13 protein-coding genes are annotated in these 20,179 nt (G+C 62.0%); 4 read left to right on the plus strand and 9 right to left on the minus strand.

What is annotated here, in order from left to right; translation table 11 throughout:
• Positions 1 to 11: 11 nt before the first annotated feature.
• From J1G18_RS26130 to J1G18_RS26160, 7 genes are all read right to left on the minus strand, one after another.
• Positions 12 to 2,723 (minus strand): nitrate reductase, encoded by a 2,712-nt coding sequence (locus J1G18_RS26130; protein WP_223009195.1) that lies wholly within the window; start codon positions 2,721 to 2,723, stop codon positions 12 to 14.
• Positions 2,723 to 3,040: a nitrite reductase small subunit NirD gene (gene nirD / locus J1G18_RS26135; RefSeq protein ID WP_027613287.1), complete on the minus strand. Its 318-nt coding sequence runs from the start codon at positions 3,038 to 3,040 to the stop codon at positions 2,723 to 2,725. The genes J1G18_RS26130 and nirD overlap by 1 nt, the downstream gene beginning before the upstream one ends.
• The gene (gene nirB, locus J1G18_RS26140; protein ID WP_223009198.1) at positions 3,037 to 5,490 is read right to left on the minus strand and encodes a nitrite reductase large subunit NirB; all 2,454 of its coding nucleotides are present in this window, start codon (positions 5,488 to 5,490) and stop codon (positions 3,037 to 3,039) included. The genes nirD and nirB overlap by 4 nt, the downstream gene beginning before the upstream one ends.
• Positions 5,491 to 5,909: 419 nt before the next feature.
• Positions 5,910 to 7,580: a bifunctional protein-serine/threonine kinase/phosphatase gene (locus J1G18_RS26145; RefSeq protein WP_223009201.1), complete on the minus strand. Its 1,671-nt coding sequence runs from the start codon at positions 7,578 to 7,580 to the stop codon at positions 5,910 to 5,912.
• A gap of 7 nt (positions 7,581 to 7,587) precedes the next feature.
• Positions 7,588 to 8,799 (minus strand): nitrate/nitrite transporter, encoded by a 1,212-nt coding sequence (locus tag J1G18_RS26150; RefSeq protein ID WP_027613284.1) that lies wholly within the window; start codon positions 8,797 to 8,799, stop codon positions 7,588 to 7,590.
• A gap of 365 nt (positions 8,800 to 9,164) precedes the next feature.
• A complete protein-coding gene (locus J1G18_RS26155) occupies positions 9,165 to 9,740 on the minus strand; it encodes an ANTAR domain-containing response regulator (RefSeq protein WP_027613283.1) in 576 nt (191 codons plus the stop codon).
• A 15-nt stretch (positions 9,741 to 9,755) separates the two neighbouring features.
• Positions 9,756 to 10,967, minus strand: a complete 1,212-nt coding sequence (locus J1G18_RS26160; RefSeq protein WP_223009204.1) for a CmpA/NrtA family ABC transporter substrate-binding protein — start codon at positions 10,965 to 10,967, stop codon at positions 9,756 to 9,758.
• A gap of 222 nt (positions 10,968 to 11,189) precedes the next feature.
• On the opposite strand from J1G18_RS26160, the gene J1G18_RS26165 reads away from it, so the two are divergent.
• Positions 11,190 to 12,209 carry a quinone-dependent dihydroorotate dehydrogenase gene (locus J1G18_RS26165; protein ID WP_064586767.1) on the plus strand — a complete coding sequence of 340 codons (1,020 nt, stop codon included), beginning with the start codon at positions 11,190 to 11,192 and terminating at the stop codon, positions 12,207 to 12,209.
• Positions 12,210 to 12,449: 240 nt separating this feature from the next.
• Here J1G18_RS26165 and rmf read toward each other — a convergent pair whose 3' ends face one another.
• Positions 12,450 to 12,665: a ribosome modulation factor gene (gene rmf / locus J1G18_RS26170; protein ID WP_003223300.1), complete on the minus strand. Its 216-nt coding sequence runs from the start codon at positions 12,663 to 12,665 to the stop codon at positions 12,450 to 12,452.
• A 532-nt stretch (positions 12,666 to 13,197) separates the two neighbouring features.
• Between rmf and rlmKL the strand changes: the two genes are divergently transcribed.
• Both rlmKL and J1G18_RS26180 read left to right on the plus strand, forming a co-directional pair.
• Positions 13,198 to 15,468: a bifunctional 23S rRNA (guanine(2069)-N(7))-methyltransferase RlmK/23S rRNA (guanine(2445)-N(2))-methyltransferase RlmL gene (gene rlmKL, locus J1G18_RS26175; protein ID WP_097087615.1), complete on the plus strand. Its 2,271-nt coding sequence runs from the start codon at positions 13,198 to 13,200 to the stop codon at positions 15,466 to 15,468.
• A 148-nt stretch (positions 15,469 to 15,616) separates the two neighbouring features.
• Complete coding sequence (locus tag J1G18_RS26180) at positions 15,617 to 18,004, plus strand: diguanylate cyclase (RefSeq protein WP_210557467.1); 2,388 nt, start codon at positions 15,617 to 15,619, stop codon at positions 18,002 to 18,004.
• Between the two features lie 125 nt (positions 18,005 to 18,129).
• Here J1G18_RS26180 and dacB read toward each other — a convergent pair whose 3' ends face one another.
• A complete protein-coding gene (gene dacB, locus J1G18_RS26185; RefSeq protein ID WP_139055672.1) occupies positions 18,130 to 19,590 on the minus strand; it encodes a D-alanyl-D-alanine carboxypeptidase/D-alanyl-D-alanine-endopeptidase in 1,461 nt (486 codons plus the stop codon).
• A 235-nt stretch (positions 19,591 to 19,825) separates the two neighbouring features.
• Between dacB and J1G18_RS26190 the strand changes: the two genes are divergently transcribed.
• Complete coding sequence (locus J1G18_RS26190) at positions 19,826 to 20,170, plus strand: YggL family protein (protein WP_007952029.1); 345 nt, start codon at positions 19,826 to 19,828, stop codon at positions 20,168 to 20,170.
• The last annotated feature ends 9 nt before the right edge of the window (positions 20,171 to 20,179 follow it).

The raw sequence follows: 20,179 nt of genomic DNA on the forward strand, positions 1-20,179 counted from the left end.
TGTTTTCCTTATCAGCTGGATACCGGCTGCAGATCGGCCGCCAGCAATCGTTTGATTTCCGGGACGCACGAACCGCATTGCGTGCCGCATCCCAGTTGTTGTTTGAGTCCTTGCAGATCGAGACCCTGGCGAATCCCGGCGCACACCGCGCGGTGGCTGACGTTTTGGCAGTTGCATAGGGTTTTTCCCGGATTGGCCTGCAAACTGGCACTGCCCGGCGGCGCACTCATCGGCGCCAGCAGCCAGCGTCGCAGTTGTTCATCGGCGCGGCCCTCCAGCCATAGCCCCTGCAGCCAATGCTGGGCCAGGGTTTCGCCGGCCAAGCGGATCGCGGTGATGCGGCCGTTTTCGATGCGTACCCGTTTGCCGATGGCGCGACGCGCGTCGTCGTAGGCCAGTACCGGCCCGTCGAGCAGCGCCAGACACTGATCGATATCGCGCAGCAGTTGCGGCTCCGGCGCCGTGGCGCTGGCAGCGCGTATCAGCAGCGCGGGCCGTTCACGTCCGGCAAGGCTGAGGCTGACGTAGGAAAACGCCTCACACAGGGGTCGTAGTGTCTCGAAATGCCGTTGAACATCGCCCTCTATTAATGCGAAGAGCTGCCATGGCAGATTCACCGGTTCCAGACGCACGCCGCTGTGCTTGAGTTCGGGCTGCTTCGACAGCGGGTCGAAGGCCGCCAGGGTCAGGCTGTTTACTCCGCCCTTGAGAAAGCGCTCGCCCCAGTGCATCGGCAAAAAGGCCTGGCCCGGACGTATGCCGTCATCGCTGCCGACGGCCACAATCACCGCACCGCGTCGACTCTTCAGATTGACCAGATCTCCCGGCTGCAAACGATGACGGCGCATTTCGTCCGGATGCAGGCTCAACAGCGCTTCGCTGACATGCCCGAACAATTGCGCTGCGGTGCCGGTGCGGCTCATGCCGTGCCATTGATCGCGCAGACGGCCGGTGATCAGGGTCAGCGGAAACCGTGCATCGCGTTGTTCTTTGGCCGCGCGATAAGGATCGGCAACAAACTGCGCACGACCGTTGGCCGTGGGAAAAATCCCGTCGCCATACAAACGCGCGGTGCCTTGTCCGGCGCCGGTGGGGAAGGGCCACTGCTGCGGTCCCAGTTCATCGATCAATTGATGGCTGATGCCCGACAGGTCCAGATCGCGTCCACGGGTCAGCTGTTTGTATTCGTCGAACAACTGCGCCGGATGCTCGAAAGCAAACAGGCTTGGTTGTTGCGGACGCAGACGTTGCTCCAGCCTTCGTGCGAAATCCACGGTGATCGCCCAGTCGGGCCGCGCTTCACCGGGTGGGAGAATGGCCTGGCGCACGTGGGAAATGCGCCGTTCGGAGTTGGTCACCGAGCCTTCCTTTTCGCCCCAACTGGCAGCGGGTAACAACAGGTCGGCGAAGGCGGCGGTTTCGGTGGTGCGGAAGGCTTCTTGCAACACCACGAACGGGCAGGCCTGCAGCGCCTCGCGAACCGCGTGTTGATCGGGCATGGACTGTGCGGGGTTGGTGCAGGCAATCCACAGCGCCTTGATCTGGCCGCTGCGCATCCGCTCGAACAGCTCGATGGCGCTCAGTCCAATGTTTTCAGGCAGTTGATCGACGCCCCAATAGGCTGCCACTTCGGCGCGGTGTTCGGGGTTGGCTGCCTCCCGGTGACCGGGCAGCAAATTGGACAGGCTGCCGGTTTCCCGCCCGCCCATGGCATTTGGCTGACCGGTCAGCGAGAAAGGTCCCGCACCCGGGCGGCCGATTTGCCCGGTGGCCAGGTGCAGATTGATCAGCGCGCTGTTTTTCGCGCTGCCAGCGGTGGACTGATTCAGGCCCATGCACCAAAGCGACAGGAAACTTGGCGCCGTGCCCACCCATTCCGCGCACTGCTGCAATTGCTCGACACTGATCCCGCACAGTTGCGCGACCATTTGCGGGGTGTAATCGCGCACCCGATTTTTCAGTTCAGGCAAACCGTCGGTGTGCGCCTTGATGAAGTCGCGGTCGATCCAGTCTTCCCACAGCAGCAGATGCAAAATCCCATGGAACAGAGCGACATCGGTGCCGGGCAAAATCGCCAGATGCAGGTCCGCCAACTCACAGGTGTCGGTGCGTCGGGGATCGATGACGATGACCTTCATCTGCGGTCGGCGCGATTTTGCCTCTTCAAGGCGTCGGAAAAGAACCGGGTGGGCGTAGGCCATGTTACTGCCGGCGATCATCACGCAATCGCTGAGCTCCAGATCTTCATAGCTGCACGGCGGCGCATCGGCGCCGAGGCTGCGCTTGTAACCGACCACCGCTGACGACATGCACAGTCGGGAATTGCTGTCGATGTTGTTGGTGCCGACCAGTGCTCGCGCCAATTTGTTGAAGGCGTAATAGTCCTCGGTCAGCAACTGTCCGGAGATGTAAAACGCCACGCTGTCCGGGCCGTGTTCGGCGATGGTCTCGGCAAAGACCTGGGTCGCGTGATCCAGCGCCGTATTCCAGTCGCAACGGCTGCGCGCCAGGCCTTTGCCCAGACGCAGCTCCGGGTATAGCGCCCGGGCGGCCAGATCGCCGGTCAGGTGCAGGGTCGAGCCTTTGCTGCACAATTTGCCGAAGTTGGCCGGGTGCGCCGGATCGCCGCTGACGCCGAGAATGCGCTCGCCGTCATGCTCGATCAGCACGCCGCAACCGACGCCGCAGTAGCAGCAGGTCGAGGCGGTCGTCTGGCGGTTCATCAGACCGCATCCCGCAGTGCCAACTGCACGCGGCCGTTTTCGACCCGGGCCGGATGATGGTGCGCGCAGCCGATGTCCGGCGCCTGGGCTTCACCGGTTTGCAGGTCGATCTGCCAGTTGTGCAGCGGGCACGCCACACGTTTGCCGTAGATCAAACCCTGTGACAACGGCCCGCCCTTGTGCGGGCAGCGATCGTCGAGGGCGAAAACTTCGTCGTCGCTTGTACGAAAAATCGCGATGTCGCCTTTCGGCCCGGCAATGATCCGCGAACCGAGGGCATTGATCTCTTCCAGGGCACAGATATCGAGCCAATTCATGCCGGCACCTCCAGGTTTTTCACGGGGATCACCTCGAATTCTTTCTTCAGTTGCGGCTGCGCCAGACGCTCTTTCCACGGGTCCTGCTCGAATGACAGGGAGAACTGCAGACGCTCGTTCAGGGCCTTGCGGCGTTCCGGGTTTTCGAGCACGGCTTGCTTGATGTGCTCCATACCGACCCGTTGCAGGTAGTGCACGGTGCGTTCGAGGTAAAAGGCTTCTTCGCGATACAGCTGCAGGAACGCGCCGTTGTATTCACGAACTTCCTCGGCGGTTTTCAGCTTGACGAAGAACTCGGCGACTTCGGTCTTGATCCCGCCGTTGCCGCCGATGTACATCTCCCAGCCGGAGTCGACACCGATGATTCCTACGTCCTTGATCCCCGCTTCCGAGCAGTTGCGTGGGCATCCGGAGACAGCGAGTTTCACCTTGTGCGGCGACCACATGTTGAACAGGTCGTGCTCAAGCTCAATGCCCAGTTGTGTCGAGTTCTGCGTGCCGAAGCGGCAGAACTCGCTGCCGACGCAGGTTTTCACGGTGCGGATGGATTTGCCGTAGGCGTGGCCGGACGGCATGTCGAGGTCTTTCCAGACGCCCGGCAAGTCCTGCTTCTTGATCCCCAGCAGGTCGATGCGCTGACCGCCGGTGACCTTGACCATCGGTACGTTGTACTTGTCGGCCACGTCGGCAATCCGGCGCAATTCCGAGGGATTGGTCACGCCGCCCCACATCCGTGGCACCACCGAATAGGTGCCGTCCTTCTGAATGTTGGCGTGGGCGCGTTCGTTGATCAGGCGCGATTGCGGATCGTCCCTGGCTTCGCCGGGCCAGGTGGAAATCAGGTAGTAGTTCAGCGCCGGCCGGCAGGTGGCACAGCCGTTCGGGGTGCGCCAGTTGAGGTAGCTCATGGTGCCGGCGATGGTCAGCAGATGCTGTTCGCGGATCGCCTGGCGGATCTGCCCGTGGTTGAGGTCGCTGCAACCGCAGATGGCTTTTTCGCTTTTCGGTTTGACGTCCGCCGCGCCGCCGACGGTGTTGATCAGGATCTGCTCGACCAGCCCGGCGCAGGAGCCGCAGGAACTGGCAGCCTTGGTGTGCTTCTTCACGTCATCGACGCTGAACAGGCCGTGTTCCTGAATCGCCTTGACGATGGTGCCTTTGCACACGCCGTTGCAGCCGCAGACTTCGGCAGTGTCGGCCATGCTCATGGCTTTGTCCTGGCCCTGATGTCCTACGTCGCCGATAGAATTTTCACCAAACATCAGGTGATCGCGGATCTCGCCGATGGCGTGATTCTCACGAATCTGCCGGAAATACCAACCGCCATCTGCCGTATCGCCGTACAGACAGGCGCCGACCAGCACGTCATCCTTGATCACCAGTTTTTTGTACACGCCGCCGATCGGATCGGAGAGGGTGATGGTTTCGGTGCCTTCGCCGCCCATGAAATCACCGGCGGAAAACAGGTCGATGCCGGTGACTTTCAATTTGGTCGAGGTCACCGAGCCCTGATAGCGGGCGAAACCCAGTTGTGCGAGGTGATTGGCGCAGACCTTGGCCTGTTCGAACAGCGGCGCCACCAGGCCATAGGCGATGCCGCGATGGCTGGCGCACTCGCCGATGGCATAGATGCGCGGATCGTAGGTTTGCAGGGTGTCGTTGACCAGAATCCCGCGATTGCAGGGGATGCCGGCGCGTTCCGCCAGTTCGGTATTGGGGCGGATGCCGGCGGCCATCACCACCAGATCGGCGGGGATGATCTCGCCGTTCTTGAATTGCACCGAGCCGACCCGGCCGTTGCCTGCGTCGTGCAGGGCTTGGGTCTGCTCGCACAGACGAAAGTGCAGGCCACGGGCTTCGAGCGCCGTTTGCAGCAGTTGGCCGCTGGTCTTGTCCAGCTGTCGCTCCAGCAGCCATTCGCCGATGTGCACCACGGTGACGTGCATGCCGCGCAGCATCAGGCCGTTGGCGGCTTCGAGGCCGAGCAGGCCGCCGCCGATGACCACCGCGTGCTTGTGGGTTTTGGCGGTGTCGATCATCGCCTGGGTGTCGGCGATGTCGCGGTAACCGATCACACCCTGCAAGTCGTTGCCGGGGATCGGCAGGATGAACGGTGTCGAACCGGTGGCGATCAGCAGGCGATCATACTCAGCCTCGGTGCCGTCCTCGGCGATCACCCGGCGTTTGACTCGGTCGATCTGCACCACCTTGCGGTTGAGCAGCAACTTGATGTGGTTTTCCAGGTACCAGTCGAGGTCGTTGAGCACGATCTCTTCGAAGGTCTGTTCACCGGCCAACACCGGCGACAGCAGGATGCGGTTGTAGTTGGTGTGCGGTTCGGCGCCGAAGACCGTGATGTCGTACAGCTCGTTGCTCAGCTTGAGCAGTTCTTCCAGGGTGCGAACCCCGGCCATGCCATTGCCGATCATCACCAGTTTGAGTTTTTTCATCAGGTTCTCCGGGGAGCGGTGGCTGGCCTCTTGTGGGCAGTCAGGCCGTGCTCGACAAATGTTGCGCAAACAAAAAAAGGCGTCCCGCTAGTTGCCTAGCGAGGACGCCTTTGTCCTGGTCCCGTTCTCTCGGGAAGCCCGGCCTTCGTCGTTGAAGGCTGGGCTTTATGTATGGTGAAACGGGTAATGCAGTGGTTGTGCCAAGTGTGGGGGTGGCGGGTTTATTGCGTTTAGTCAGCGTTTATCAAGGTTTTTTGCACCTTATCGAAGCGGGCTGCCCATTCGTGGAGCGTTCAAACAGAAGGATTTGTAGTGATTGGACGGACGCCTTCGCGAGCAAGCCCGCTCCCACAGTGGAACCGAGTCGTTCACAAATCCCCTGTGGGAGCGGGCTTGCTCGCGAAGGGCGCGAAGCGGTATCAACGATGAAACAACACCACCAGCAGCACCAGATTCCCCAGCAAAGCCAGCAATGCTACCGTCCGCCAGACCGTCAACGGCTCACGCTCCAGCAAAGGCCTGGGTCGCACACTCAAACTGCGCCGCTCACCTTGTTCCAGCACCAGCAACCATTCCTCAGCCGTTTCAAAGCGCTGTTGCGGATCCGCCGCCACGCCACGCTCCAGACTCTGCGCAATCCATTCCGGCACGTCCGGGCGGTAGCGACCGGCACTCACCGGTAGGCCAAATCGCGGCCGCTGGAACGCTTCGACCTCGCCATAGGGAAAATGCCCGGTCAGCAGGAAAAACAGGGTCACGCCCACCGCGTACAGATCCTGTTGCGCACTCGGTGGCTCGCCGCGAAAGGCTTCCGGGGCGATGAAGCTGGGCGTTCCCGGCAGCGTTGACGGTGCGTCAGCGGACAGACCGGGGCAGTACGCCAGACCGAAATCCAGCAGGCGTAACTCGCCATCGTCACCCAGATGCAGGTTTTCCGGCTTGATGTCGCGGTGCAGAATCTGCCGCCGATGCAGCAGGCCTACCGCCCGCAGCAAGCGCTCGGCAATCTCCTGCCACTGCGCCAACGGCAACGGGTTGCTGTGTTGAAACAGCTGCGCCAGAGTCATCCCGGAATATTCGCGCATCACGTAGTACAAATGCTGACGCTGAGTGCCGGCATGGATTTCAGGAAAATGCCGCCCGGCGACACGCTTGAGGAACCATTCTTCCGACAGCAAGGCTTGCCCGGCCTGAGGATCATCGGCCAGCCGCGCCGGCAGGGTTTTCAACAACCAGCCCCGAGCTTGGCCATCCAGCACTCGATACAGCAGCGATTGCTGGCTCTGAGCGACAACGCCCTGCACCTGCCAGCCTTCGAACATCTGCCCGGTTTTCAGCGCTGGCGGTAGCGGCCATTGCTGTAAGTGAATCAGCGCATCGCCGATGTTCGCTTCGCCGAGCGCATCGACCCGTACCAGCAGCGCACTGGCATTATCCTGACTGCCGGCCAGATGCGCAGCGTTGACCAACGTGTGTGCGGCGCTATCGAGATCCGGCTGATCGCGCAGAATCGCCGCGATTGCGGTATCGCCCAGAGACGACCACACGCCATCGCTGAGCAGCACGAAACATTCGCCCTCGCGTAATTCACCGTCGAGAAAATCCAGCACCAGATGCTGATCCAGCCCCAGCGCGCGTTTGAGCACGTGCTGCATGCCCGGCTGCTCCCAGACATGATCCTGCGAGATCCGCTGCAAACCGTCAGCCTGCCAGCGATAGACCCGGCAATCGCCGACGTGGGCCAGGGTGAAACGCCGACCGCGCAGAACCAGCGCGCTGACCGTGGTCAGCAACGGTTGCCCGCCGCCATTGGCCTGTAACCAGCGATTTTGTGCGAGCAGCAGGCGATCCAGCGCCTGCGCCACGCTCCAGGTTTGCGGCGTGGCGTAGTAGTCCAGCGCCAGTGCTTGCAGGGTCGAGCGTGCGGCCAGGCCGCCGTCGGCGCATTGGCTGACACCGTCGGCGATGGCGACCAGATAGCCTTTGCTGGCGGCCAGCGCCGGGGCGGGCGTCACCAGGCGCAGGGCGTCCTGATTTTCCGCGCGCGGGCCGGTGGCGCTGGCCTGGGCAAAGCTCAGTTGCAGGGGCATGGAGGCTTCAGACCCGCGCAGCGGTCACTGCGGCCGAACCCCAGGTGGTTCTCCAGCGACGCTTGACCCCGTGCAGACCGAACCACGCCAACACGCCGAGGCTGGCGAACAACCACAGCGCCAGTTGATAGCTGCCGGTGCTTTGCTTGATCGCGCCCATGCCGGCCGCCAGGGCAAAGCCGCCGATGCCACCGGCCATGCCGATCAGCCCGGTCATCACGCCGATCTCCAGGCGAAAACGTTGCGGCACCAACTGGAACACCGCGCCGTTGCCGGCACCGAGACCGAGCATGGTGCAGACGAACAGTGCCAGTGCGGCGTAGGAGCTGGGCAGGTTGAAACCGACAGCGGCGATGCAGATTGCCGCCACGGTGTACATCGCCAACAAGGTGCGGATGCCACCGAAGCGATCTGCCAACGCGCCACCCAGCGGACGCATCAGGCTGCCACCGAACACGCAGGCAGCGGTGTAGTAACCCGCCGTGACAGGACTCAGGCCGTATTGGTCGTTGAAGTAGCCGGGCAGGGCGCTGGCCAGGCCGATGAAGCCGCCGAAGGTCACGCTGTAGAAAAACATGAACCACCAACTGTCGCGGTCGCCGAGGGCCTTGAAGTAGTCGGCCATGGCTTTGGCCTTGGGCCGCTGCGGGGCGTTTTTTGCCAGCCAGGCGAACAGCACAAGCGTCAGGATCAATGGAATCAGGGCAAAACCGAACACGTTGCTCCAGCCGAACGCCGCAGCCAGTACCGGGGCAATCAGTGCGGCAAACACGGTGCCGGAGTTCCCGGCGCCAGCGATGCCCATGGCCTTGCCCTGATGCTGCGGCGGATACCACTGCGACGCCAGTGGCAGTGCGACGGCAAACGAAGCACCGGCCATGCCGAGGAACAGTCCCAGGATCAGCGCCTGTTCGTAACTGTGGATGCCGAGTTTCCACGCGCCGAACAACGCGCAGATCACGATCACCTGACCGATCAGGCCAGCGGTTTTCGGCGACAGACGATCGGCCAGCATGCCCATCACAAAGCGCAGCACCGCGCCCGCCAGAATCGGCGTCGCCACCACCAGACCACGTTGTTGCGTAGTCAGGTGCAGGTCGGCGGCGATCTGCACCGCCAACGGGCCGAGCAGGTACCAGACCATGAAGCTCAGGTCGAAATACAGGAACGCTGCGAACAGGGTCGGGGTGTGGCCGGATTTCCAGAAGCTTGAATTCATCGCGCACCTCAGCTGAAAAGAATCTCGAAAGGAGTCACAGCAGGTGGCGCGCCGCCACGGCCGCACCACCGGCCCCGGGCTGTGGGGCCAAAACGCAAAAACGCCGCTACCTGGTTCGCCGATGTGGGCGAGCGGGGAGAGCGACGTCTTTGTCGTGGGTGGGGCAACCGCCGTTGGTTACCTGTGCGGAATACTTAGCCAGATTTGTGCCAATGAGTGAAACGGCGTCGCGGCCTTCGCGAGCAAGCCCGCTCCCACAGGGAATGCATTTCAAAGTGGAATCCCGACCTGCTTCACAGGGGAATGCGTTCCAAATGTGGGAGCGGGCTTGCTCGCGAAGGGGCCGGGAAAGCCAGCGCAGGTTTTCAGCCAAGCAACTCACTCATGGCAATGATCTGCTCCGCCACCTGAATCAGCTTCTGCTGGCGACTCATGGCCTGTCGGCGCATCAGGGTGTAGGCCTCTTCTTCGTTGCAGTCCTTCATTTTCATCAGCAGCCCTTTGGCCAGTTCGATGCGTTTGCGCTCGGCCAATTGCTGGTCGCGGGCCAGCAGTTGCGCGCGCAAGGCCTGATCGCTTTCGAAGCGCGCCATGGCCACATCGAGAATCGGCTGCAGGCGCTGGGCGTGGATGCCCTCGACGATGTAGGCACTGACCCCGGACTTGATCGCCTGACGCATCACCCCCGGGTCATGTTCGTCGGTGAACATCACGATCGGCCGGGGCTGGTCGCGGCTGACCAGCACCACTTGCTCCATGACATCGCGGCTCGGTGACTCGGTATCGATCAGGATCACGTCCGGGCGCACTGTTTCGACGCGGGCCGGCAGGTCGATGGTCAGACCGGACTCATCGATGACCTCGAAACCGGCCTCGGTCAGCGCGGCCTTCAGGCGCCCGACTTTTTTCGCGGTGTCGTTGATCAGCAGAATGCGCAGCATGTTGGCGGTCTCCTGTCAGCGGCGGGCGAGAAGGGCAGCGCTGTCGCTCAGAGCGTGCAGCTTGAAACTGCGGGCGTAACCAGCCGGATCGCTGCCGTCCCAGACTTTGCCATCGAGCAACTGGCTGCTGCGCATCTCCTTGCCCCAGGCCGCTACACCGACGGCGGTGGCCGCTTCGCGATAGATATCCAATTGCTGAACCTGGCGGGCCACCGCGAGGTAGTCGGGATCCTCGCGCAACAGGCCCCAGCGGCGGAATTGGGTCATGAACCACATGCCGTCGGACAGGTACGGCAGATTCACCTCGCCGTTGCCGTGAAAGCGCAAGGCGTGCGGGTCCTGCCAGCGATTGCCGAGGCCATCGGCGTAATCACCGAGAAAACGCGGCTCGATGCAGGACAGCGGAGCGTTGAGATACTCCGGGGCGCTCAGCAACTGCGCGGTGCTGCGACGGTTTTCCGGGTTTTGCTCGATGAAACGGCTGGCCTCGAGGATCGCCATCACCAGCGCCCGTGCGGTGTTGGGATAATGCTCGACGAACGCGCGGGTGCAACCGAGGACTTTTTCCGGGTGGTCAGGCCAGATGCTCTGGCTGGTAGCGAGGGTGAACCCCAGATCCTGCTGCACGGCGGCGGCCGCCCACGGTTCACCGACGCAGAAGCCATCGATGCGCCCGGCTTGCAGGTGAGCGACCATTTGCGGCGGCGGCACCACCACGCTGTCGACGTCCTGCAACGGATGAATGCCCTGACTCGCCAGCCAGTAATACAGCCACATCGCATGGGTGCCGGTGGGAAAGGTCTGGGCGAAGGTCAGTTTTGCGCGGGTTTGGTGCGCTTGCCGATCCAGCGCTTCAGGACTGGTCACGCCCAGTTGCTGCAAACCGTGAGACAGGTTGAGGCTCTGGCCGTTCTGGTTCAGGCCCATCAGCACCGCCATGTCGCTCGGCGCCACGCCACCGATGCCCAGGTGCACCGCGTAAATCAGCCCGTACAGGCTGTGGGCCACATCCAGTTCGCCGCTGACCAGTTTGTCGCGCAAGGTCGCCCAGGACGCCTGGCGCTTGAGGTTGATCGTCAGGCCGTAGGGCTGGGCAAAGCCCTGTGTTGCGGCCACGACCACCGAGGCGCAATCGCTCAGGGCCATGAAACCGAGGTTGATCGCGCTTTTTTCCGGGGCATCACTGCCGTTGACCCAGGCCAACGGCCCGACGGACGAATCACTCATATAAAGCCACCCTCAAAAAAAACGCCGTCCCAGGCTTTGCTAAGGCATAACCTGCGAACGACGCCATTGTCCGTGCCCGCACGCCGCCATTGGCCTGTGGGCTGATACCCTGAAAGTGCAAGGCATATGCCAGTCAGGCTGATTTACCTGTGTGCCTCGCGCCGGGGGACGTTGCCCGGCTATAATCGCCGCCTCTTTTCGCCGCCCGAGTCATCGCCGCCCATGTACACCCTGGCCCGTCAGCTGTTGTTCAAACTTTCCCCGGAAACCTCCCACGATCTGTCGCTGGATCTGATCGGCGCGGGTGGGCGTTTGGGCCTCAACGGCATGCTGTGCAAGAAGCCGGCGAATGTGCCGGTGACGGTCATGGGCCTGGACTTCCCGAACCCGGTGGGTCTGGCGGCCGGTCTGGACAAGAACGGCGCGGCCATCGACGGTTTCTCGCAACTGGGTTTCGGTTTCGTCGAAATCGGCACCGTGACCCCGCGTCCGCAGCCGGGCAACCCGAAACCACGGATCTTCCGTCTGCCGGAAGCCGAGGCGATCATCAATCGCATGGGCTTCAACAACCTCGGTGTGGATAACCTGCTGGCGCGGGTCGCGGCGGCCAAATACAAGGGCGTGCTGGGGATCAACATCGGCAAGAACTTCGACACTCCGGTCGAGCGCGCGGTGGACGACTATCTGATTTGCCTGGACAAGGTGTATGCCCACGCCAGCTATGTCACGGTCAACGTCAGCTCGCCGAACACCCCGGGCCTGCGCAGTCTGCAGTTCGGTGATTCGCTCAAGCAGTTGCTGGCGGATCTGGCCACGCGCCGCGCCGAACTGGCCCTGCGCCACGGCAAGCACGTACCGCTGGCGATCAAGATCGCTCCGGACATGACCGACGAAGAAACGGCGCAGGTGGCTCAGGCACTGATCGAAACCGGAATGGACGCAGTGATCGCCACCAACACCACCCTGAGTCGCGTCGGCGTCGAAGGCATGGAGCACGGTGACGAGGCGGGTGGTCTGTCCGGCGCTCCGGTGCGTGACAAGAGCACGCATACCGTGAAGGTGTTGGCGGCTGAGCTGGGTGGTCGGTTGCCGATCATCGCGGCCGGTGGCATCACCGAAGGCAAGCATGCGGCGGAGAAGATCACCGCGGGTGCGAGCCTGGTGCAGATTTACTCGGGCTTCATCTATAAGGGCCCGGCGCTGATTCGTGAATCGGTGGACGCGATCGCCGCCTTGCGCTGATCCGATTGTGGGAGCGGGCTTGCTCGCGAAAGCGCTGTTTCAGTCAACATTTGCGGTGGCTGACACGACGCTTTCGCGAGCAAGCCCGCTCCCACAGGTTATGTGTGCAGTTCAAATGATTTGCGGGCATAAAAAAGGGCTCCTCGAAGGAGCCCCTGGGCCGTAGCCCGCCGTCCGGGAAGGACGTGCATGGTAAGTCGCTAAAAATTCAGATTGTCGTGTTGCAATAAGTGCCCTGTGTCAGCCGACGGCGTGAAGTTCGTTGAGTCTGTGGATTCCCGCAGTGCCGGTCATACCGTCCCAGTTGTCGCCGCGTCCTTCTCGCCAGCCGTTGATCCAGGCTTGGCGTACCGACGGTAGAGTAAATGGGCAAAGCTCGCGGGATTTGCCACCAACGCCATATTGATATCCGCGCAAAAATGCTCTTTCCAACGGATCACGCTTAAGTCTTCTCATAGGGTGTTTCCCTCACTTGTTGACTGTTTTCGTCGCGTTGACCTCAACCGAGGTCTGGCAGAAAAAACTCTGCCGTTGGGCGGCTCGCTGCCGGCGTGGCGAGCCAAGGTGTTGACGCCGTTGCGACGTCAACCTGTGGTCAGTTCTAACCAATGAGTCACACCGAGGGAATGATCGTTTTGTCATAAGGACGTAACGAAAATAGTGCTACAGCCATAAGTAACGACCGGTTTCATGAACGTTTTTTCAGCAAACCCCGGTATGATCGGCCCCGCACTGGATGATGGGGTTAATCCTTTAGTGAGAATGACCCACGTTTACGCTGGGGTAATATTCGACGAAGGGTTGCTTTGAGTCATTTTGTTTCATCAACTTTAATACCTGTCCTTGCATCTAAGCTCTTTTAACCCGAGCAGCGGGGATGGAACGGCACACCTTCGTGCCACGCGGGCGCTCTTTTAGAAAAGCGCCTGATTGAAAACCGGATCGGCAATGCGTTGCCGGTTCACTAGCCAAAGGCTCTGGAAATACCATGTCCGACCGTTTCGAACTCTTCCTCACTTGCCCCAAAGGCCTTGAAGGCCTGCTCATCGAGGAAGCCGTCGGGCTTGGCCTTGAAGACGCCCGCGAGCACACCTCCGCCGTGCGTGGCATGGCGACCATGGAAACCGCTTATCGCCTGTGCCTGTGGTCGCGTCTGGCCAACCGGGTGTTGCTGGTGCTCAAGCGCTTCCCGATGAAAGACGCCGAAGATCTGTACCACGGCGTGCTTGACGTCGAGTGGCAGGATCACATGCTCGCCGACGGCACCCTGGCCGTCGAATTCAGTGGCCACGGCTCGGGCATCGACAACACCCACTTCGGTGCGCTGAAAGTCAAAGACGCCATCGTCGACAAACTGCGTACCCCGCAAGGCGACCGTCCGTCGATCGACAAGCTCAACCCGGATCTGCGCATTCACCTGCGCCTGGATCGCGGCGAAGCGATCCTGTCCCTCGACCTTTCCGGCCACAGCCTGCACCAGCGTGGCTACCGCCTGCAGCAGGGCGCGGCGCCGCTGAAGGAAAACCTCGCGGCAGCGATCCTGATCCGTTCCGGCTGGCCGCGCATTGCGGCCGAAGGCGGCGCGCTGGCTGACCCGATGTGCGGTGTCGGTACGTTCCTCGTCGAAGCCGGGATGATCGCCGCCGACATGGCGCCGAACCTGCGCCGCGAGCAGTGGGGCTTTACCGCCTGGCTCGGCCACGTTCCGGCGCTGTGGAAAAAACTCCATGAAGAAGCGGTCGAACGCGCCGCTGCCGGCCTGGCCAAGCCGCCGCTGTGGATTCGCGGTTACGAAGCCGACCCGCGGCTGATTCAGCCGGGCCGCAATAACGTCGAACGCGCCGGTCTGAGCGAGTGGATCAAGATCTATCAGGGCGAAGTCGCGACCTTCGAGCCGCGTCCGGACCAGAACCAGAAAGGTCTGGTGATCTGCAACCCGCCGTATGGCGAGCGTCTGGGTGACGAAGCCAGCCTGCTCTATCTCTACCAGAACCTCGGCGAGCGCCTGCGACAGGCCTGCCTGAACTGGGAAGCGGCGGTATTCACCGGCGCCCCGGATCTGGGCAAGCGCATGGGCATTCGCAGCCACAAACAGTATTCGTTCTGGAACGGCGCGCTGCCGTGCAAACTGTTGCTGATCAAGGTGCTGCCGGACCAGTTCGTCACCGGCGAGCGGCGGACTCCGGAACAGCGTCAGGCCGAGCGCGAGCAAGCAGCCTACGATCAGACCCCGAACGAGCCGCAAGAGCGCAAGTTCAACAAGAACGGCAACCCGATCAAACCGACGCCAGCCCCGGCGCCAGTGGTCGAGCAGCCGCGCCTGAGCGAAGGCGGGCAGATGTTTGCCAACCGCCTGCAGAAAAACCTCAAGGCGATGAGCAAGTGGGTCAAGCGCGAAGGCATCGACTGCTACCGCGTCTACGATGCCGACATGCCGGAATACGCCATGGCCATCGACCTGTACCACGACTGGGTGCACGTGCAGGAATACGCCGCGCCGAAGTCGATCGATCCGGAAAAGGCCTCGGCGCGCATGTTCGATGCCCTGGCGGCGATCCCGCAGGCGCTGAACGTCGACAAGAGCCGCGTGGTGGTCAAGCGCCGCGAGCGGCAGAGCGGCACCAAGCAATATGAGCGTCAGGCGGCGCAGGGCAAGTTCAATGAGGTCAGCGAAGGCGGCGTCAAGCTGCTGGTGAACCTCACCGACTACCTCGACACCGGGCTGTTCCTCGATCACCGGCCAATGCGTATGCGCATTCAGAAAGAGGCCGCCGGCAAGCGCTTCCTCAATCTGTTCTGCTACACCGCGACCGCCAGTGTGCATGCGGCCAAGGGCGGTGCCCGCAGCACCACCAGCGTCGACCTGTCGAAGACTTACCTCGACTGGGCGCGGCGCAACCTGTCGCTGAACGGTTTCTCCGACAAGAACCGTCTGGAGCAGGGCGACGTGATGGCGTGGCTGGAAAGCAGCCGCGACGAGTACGACCTGATCTTCATCGACCCGCCGACCTTCTCCAACTCCAAGCGCATGGAAGGCATCTTCGACGTGCAGCGTGATCAGGTGCAGTTGATCGACCTGGCCATGGCACGTCTGGCCCCGGGTGGCGTGCTGTATTTCTCCAACAACTTCCGCAAGTTCCAGCTGGAGGAGAACCTGGCCGAACGTTACGCGGTCGAGGAAATTAGCGCGCAGACCATCGATCCGGATTTTGCGCGTAACACCAAGATCCACCGCGCCTGGAAAATCACGGCTCGTTGACGCTTGGGCGGGTTGGATCCACAGAGCCTTGATTTTTAAAGGCTCTTGGATCCGATCAGCGCTAGCCAAATTAATGGCTAATAGCTATAACTCAACTCATGGCCAATGGGGTTTTCCCCCCGAAACAATGGCGTCGTGAGTTGCCCCTATGTCGTTGCACCCCGTGCGCCCGAAGATTCTGGGTTTTATCAGCGAAGACGTCTCGGCCTGGCTGGTCGCGCTGCTGGTATTGCTCGCCGGCGGGATTCTTACGGGGCTGCTCGCCTGGGCCACCCTCAATCAGTTTCACCATCAACTGCGCCAACGCTTCCAGCTGCTGGCCAATGAGCGTTACAGCCGCATCGAAGAACGTTTCCAGGATCAGGAACAGCGTCTCGACGGCCTGCGCCGTTTCTTCGCCAACTCCGATTCGGTCTCACGCAGCGAATTCGACGGCTATGCCAAACCGCTTCTATTACGCACCCAGGCCTATTCCTATGCGCCGCGGGTCAGCCGTGCCGAACGCCCGGCGGTCGAACAGGCCGTGCGTAACGAAGGCTTCAGTACCTTCACCTTTCGTGAACTGAACGCTGACGATCAGTTGCAGACCGCCGCTGATCGCCCCGAATACGTACCGGTGATCTACACCCAGAGCCTCAGCCGCTTGCCCACGCCGCTGGGTTACGACTTGCTGGCGCAACCGTTGCGCCGGGCGACGCTGGAACGCGCCGACCGCACCGGGCACATGGTGGTGTCGCAGCCATTGCATCTGGTGGGGATTGATCCGGCGTATGCCCGGGGCGTCTTGCTGCTGGCGCCGGTCACCCGTGAAGGGGCGCTGAAAGGGCCGCCGCAAGGCTATGTGATGGCGGTGATCAGCATGCAGCAGTTGCTGGCCGACGGACTGCCGGAGGAGCACCAGGATTTCCTCAATGTCCGCATTCTCGACCTGTCCACCGATGAACAGCATGAAGTGCTCTACGAGTCCGCCAACCAGGCCGGGGCCAGTGATCTGTCCGCCACACGTCTGTTGCGCATGGCCGACCATGACTATCAAGTGGATATGCAGCCCAGCGAAGCGTTTCTGCAGGCCAACCATTCGTCAATCAGCAGCCTGGTGGTGCTGGGGGCGCTGCTGAGTCTGTTGCTCAGCGCACTGCTTTACGTGCTGGTCAGTCAACGCCAGCGCGCCTTGCGCATGGTCGAACTGCGCACGCAGGAACTGCACGCCCGCGAGCAGGAATTGCGCGGCACCCACGGTCAGTTGCGTGGCGTGCTGAATGCCGCAACCCAGGTGGCAATCATCGCCACCGACCTGCGCGGGGTGATCAACACCTTCAACCCCGGCGCCGAACAGATGCTCGGCTACAGCAGCGCCGATGTGGTCGGGCACATGACCCTGGAAAACCTGCATCTGCCGCGAGAGCTGGCGGCGCGTTCGGCGGAGTTGAGTGCGCGTTACGGCAAGAGCATTCCGACCTGCCACGCGATGTTGGTCGAGGGCGGCGAGGTCGGCGGTCATGAGGCGCGCGAATGGACGCTGGTGCGCAGCGACGGCAGTCATCTGCCGGTGAACATGCTCGCCACCCCGGTGCTCGATGAGCAGGGTTTGTGGGTCGGGCATCTGGCGATCTGCATCGACATCACCGAGCGCAAGCGCGTGCACGAAGCGCTGGCGGCGCGCGATGTATTGCTGAAAAAGCTCAGCGCCCACGTGCCCGGCGGCATCTACCAATTCAAGATGGAGTTCGACGGGCGCTTCAGCGTGATCTACGCCAGCGATGGCATCCGCGAGATCTACGAGCTGGAGCCGGACGTGCTGCTGCTCAATGCCGAGGCGATTTTCACCCGCATCCATCCACAAGACGTCTCGCGAGTGCGCAGCTCGATCCGTGCTTCGGCAGACAGCCTCAGCCCATGGCGCGAGGAATACCGTGTGCAGTTGCCCGAGCGCGGCCTGCGCTGGGTGCGCGGCGAGGCAACGCCGGAAGAGCTGCCGGGCGGCGGCGTGCTGTGGCACGGCTACATCTCGGACATTTCCGACTTGAAACGGGTGGAAGAGGAATTGCGGGCGCTGTCGGTCACCGACTCGCTGACCGGCATCCACAACCGCCGCTACTTCCAGGAACGCCTGACCACCGAAATGGCCCGGGTCGAACGCGGCGGTGGCGAGCTGTCGGTGATCATGCTCGACATCGACCACTTCAAACGCATCAACGACCAGTACGGCCATGCCGTGGGCGACCGGGTGCTGCAGGCGGTGTGCGAGCGCATCGGCCATCGTTTACGGCGGACTGATGTGTTCTGTCGTCTCGGCGGCGAAGAGTTCATGGTGCTGTGCCCGGACATCGACGGCGAGCATGCGTACATGCTGGCGGTGGAGTTGTGGCAAGGCCTGCGCAGTGCGCCGGTGGATGTGGTCGGGGTGGTGACGGCCAGTTTCGGCATCGCCAGCTGGCGCCCGGGGGAGGGCGCGGATGCGCTGCTGCTGCGCGCGGATTCGGGGGTGTATGCGGCGAAGCAGGGCGGGCGCGATCGGGTCGAGCAGATGAGCTGAGCCTTGGCACGATCTACCTGTGGGAGCGGGCTTGCTCGCGAAAGCGGTGTGTCATCCAGCAAAAATACTGACTGATCTGACGCCTTCGCGAGCAAGCCCGCTCCCACATTAGAGCGGCTGTGTTTTTACAGGGCCGAAGCGGTCTGCGGCAGGCGCGGCTGCTTGTACAGGTCCAGCAGCACCTGATCCAGCACCGACGACGCGCCGAACGGGGCCTTGTCGTTGAGGATCGCCACCACCGCCCAGGTGTTGCCGTTGACGTCGCGGCTGAAGCCGGCGATGGCGCGCACGGTGTTCAGGGTGCCGGTCTTGACGTGGGCCTCGCCGCGCATCGCGGTGGTCTTCAGGCGTTTGCGCATGGTGCCGTCGGTGCCGGCAATCGGCAGCGAGCTGATGTACTCGGCGGCGTACGGGCTGTGCCAGGCGGCTTGCAGCATGTTGGCCATCTCGCGGGCGCTGACGCGTTCGGCGCGCGACAGCCCGGAGCCGTTCTCCATCACCAGGTGCGGCGCGGTGATGCCTTTCTTCGCCAGCCACTGGCGAACCACGCGTTGCGCAGCCTTGGCGTCATCACCGTCGGCTTCGTTGCGGTACTTCTGACCGAGGCTCAGGAACAGCTGCTGAGCCATGGTGTTGTTACTGTATTTGTTGATGTCGCGGATGATTTCCGCCAGATCCGGTGAGTACGCGCGGGCCAGCAGCTTGGCGCTGCTCGGGGTCGCGGCGAGGCGATCCTTGCCCTGGATGCTGCCGCCCAGTTCTTTCCAGATCGCGCGCACGGCACCGGCGGTGTAGGTCGCGTGGTCAAGCAGCGACAGATAAGTCTGCGAGCTGCAGCCTTCGCCCAGCTGACCGGCGACAGTCACGGTCACGCTGCCGTCAGCCTGGGTTACCGGGTTGTAGCGAACGCCACCGGTGCACTGCTTGGAGTTGAGCGCCTTGACCGTGTTTTCGATGCGCACGCTGGCAATCGGCGGCTCCACCGAGATCAGTACTCGGCCCCCGTCATTACGCGCGACGAAGCGCAGGGCCTTGAGGTTGACCAGCAGCGAGTCGGGTTTGACCAGGAACGGCTTGTTCTCGTCATTGCCGTCGTCGTTGAACTCGGGCAGTTGCGGCTGGATGAAGAAGCTGCGGTCGAGGATCAGATCGCCGGTGACCTGGGTCACGCCGTTGGCACGCAGGTCGCGCATCAGCAGCCAGAGTTTTTCCATGTTCAGCTTCGGATCGCCGCCACCCTTGAGGTACAGGTTGCCGTTGAGAATGCCGCCACTGAGGTCGCCGTCGGTGTAGAACTCGGTTTTCCACTGATGGTTGGGGCCGAGCATTTCCAGCGAGGCGTAGGTGGTGACCAGTTTCATGGTCGAGGCCGGGTTGACCGAGACGTCGGCGTTATACACGGTCGGATTGCCCGGGCCGTCGAGCGGAATCATCACCAGCGACAGTGCAGTCGGCTGCAGCTTGCTGGCCTTGAGGGCTTTTTCGACGTTAGGGGTGAGGGCGGTATTGATAGTGGCAGCGGCAACCGGCAGGGCCAGGGGCAGAAGAAGGCCGGCGAGAAAGAGAGGACGCAACGATTTGATCATATGAAATAAAACCCTGCAGAAGAGGGGAAAAATAACGAGGGCATGGATGAAAAAGCCCTCAGTGGTCATGAAAGTGTCGGCATTATGCCCCAAGGTGTAACAGCTTGTGCCTTGCCCGGGGCGGCCATTTCGTTATTTTTTTTACAGGCGGTCGGCCTCAGCGCCCAGAGAGTCGGGCAATTGACCGCTTAAACTGGTAAAGTGCCGGCCGTTATTACTTAAGAGGATTGTTCCAATGGCGACTAACCGTTCCCAGCGTCTGCGCAAAAAACTGTGCGTCGATGAATTTCAAGAGCTGGGTTTCGAACTGAACCTGGGCTTCAAAGAAGACCTGTCCGAAGAAGCCATTGACGCTTTCCTCGAAGCATTCATCAAAGAAGCCATGGAAGCCAACGGTCTGGGCTATGTCGGCGGCGACGACTTCGGTCTGGTTTGCCTGCAGAAGCGTGGTTCGGTCTCCGAAGAGCAGCGTGCTGCTGTTGAAGCCTGGCTGAAAACCCGCTCCGAGCTGACTTCTACTGAAATCAGCCCGCTGCTGGACGTTTGGTATCCGGAAAAGCCGATCAACGCGGCTAAGTGATACTGAAAA

The sequence above is a fragment of the Pseudomonas sp. MIS38 genome, assembly GCF_019891575.1.
Classification (GTDB): Bacteria; Pseudomonadota; Gammaproteobacteria; order Pseudomonadales; family Pseudomonadaceae; genus Aquipseudomonas; species Aquipseudomonas putida_A.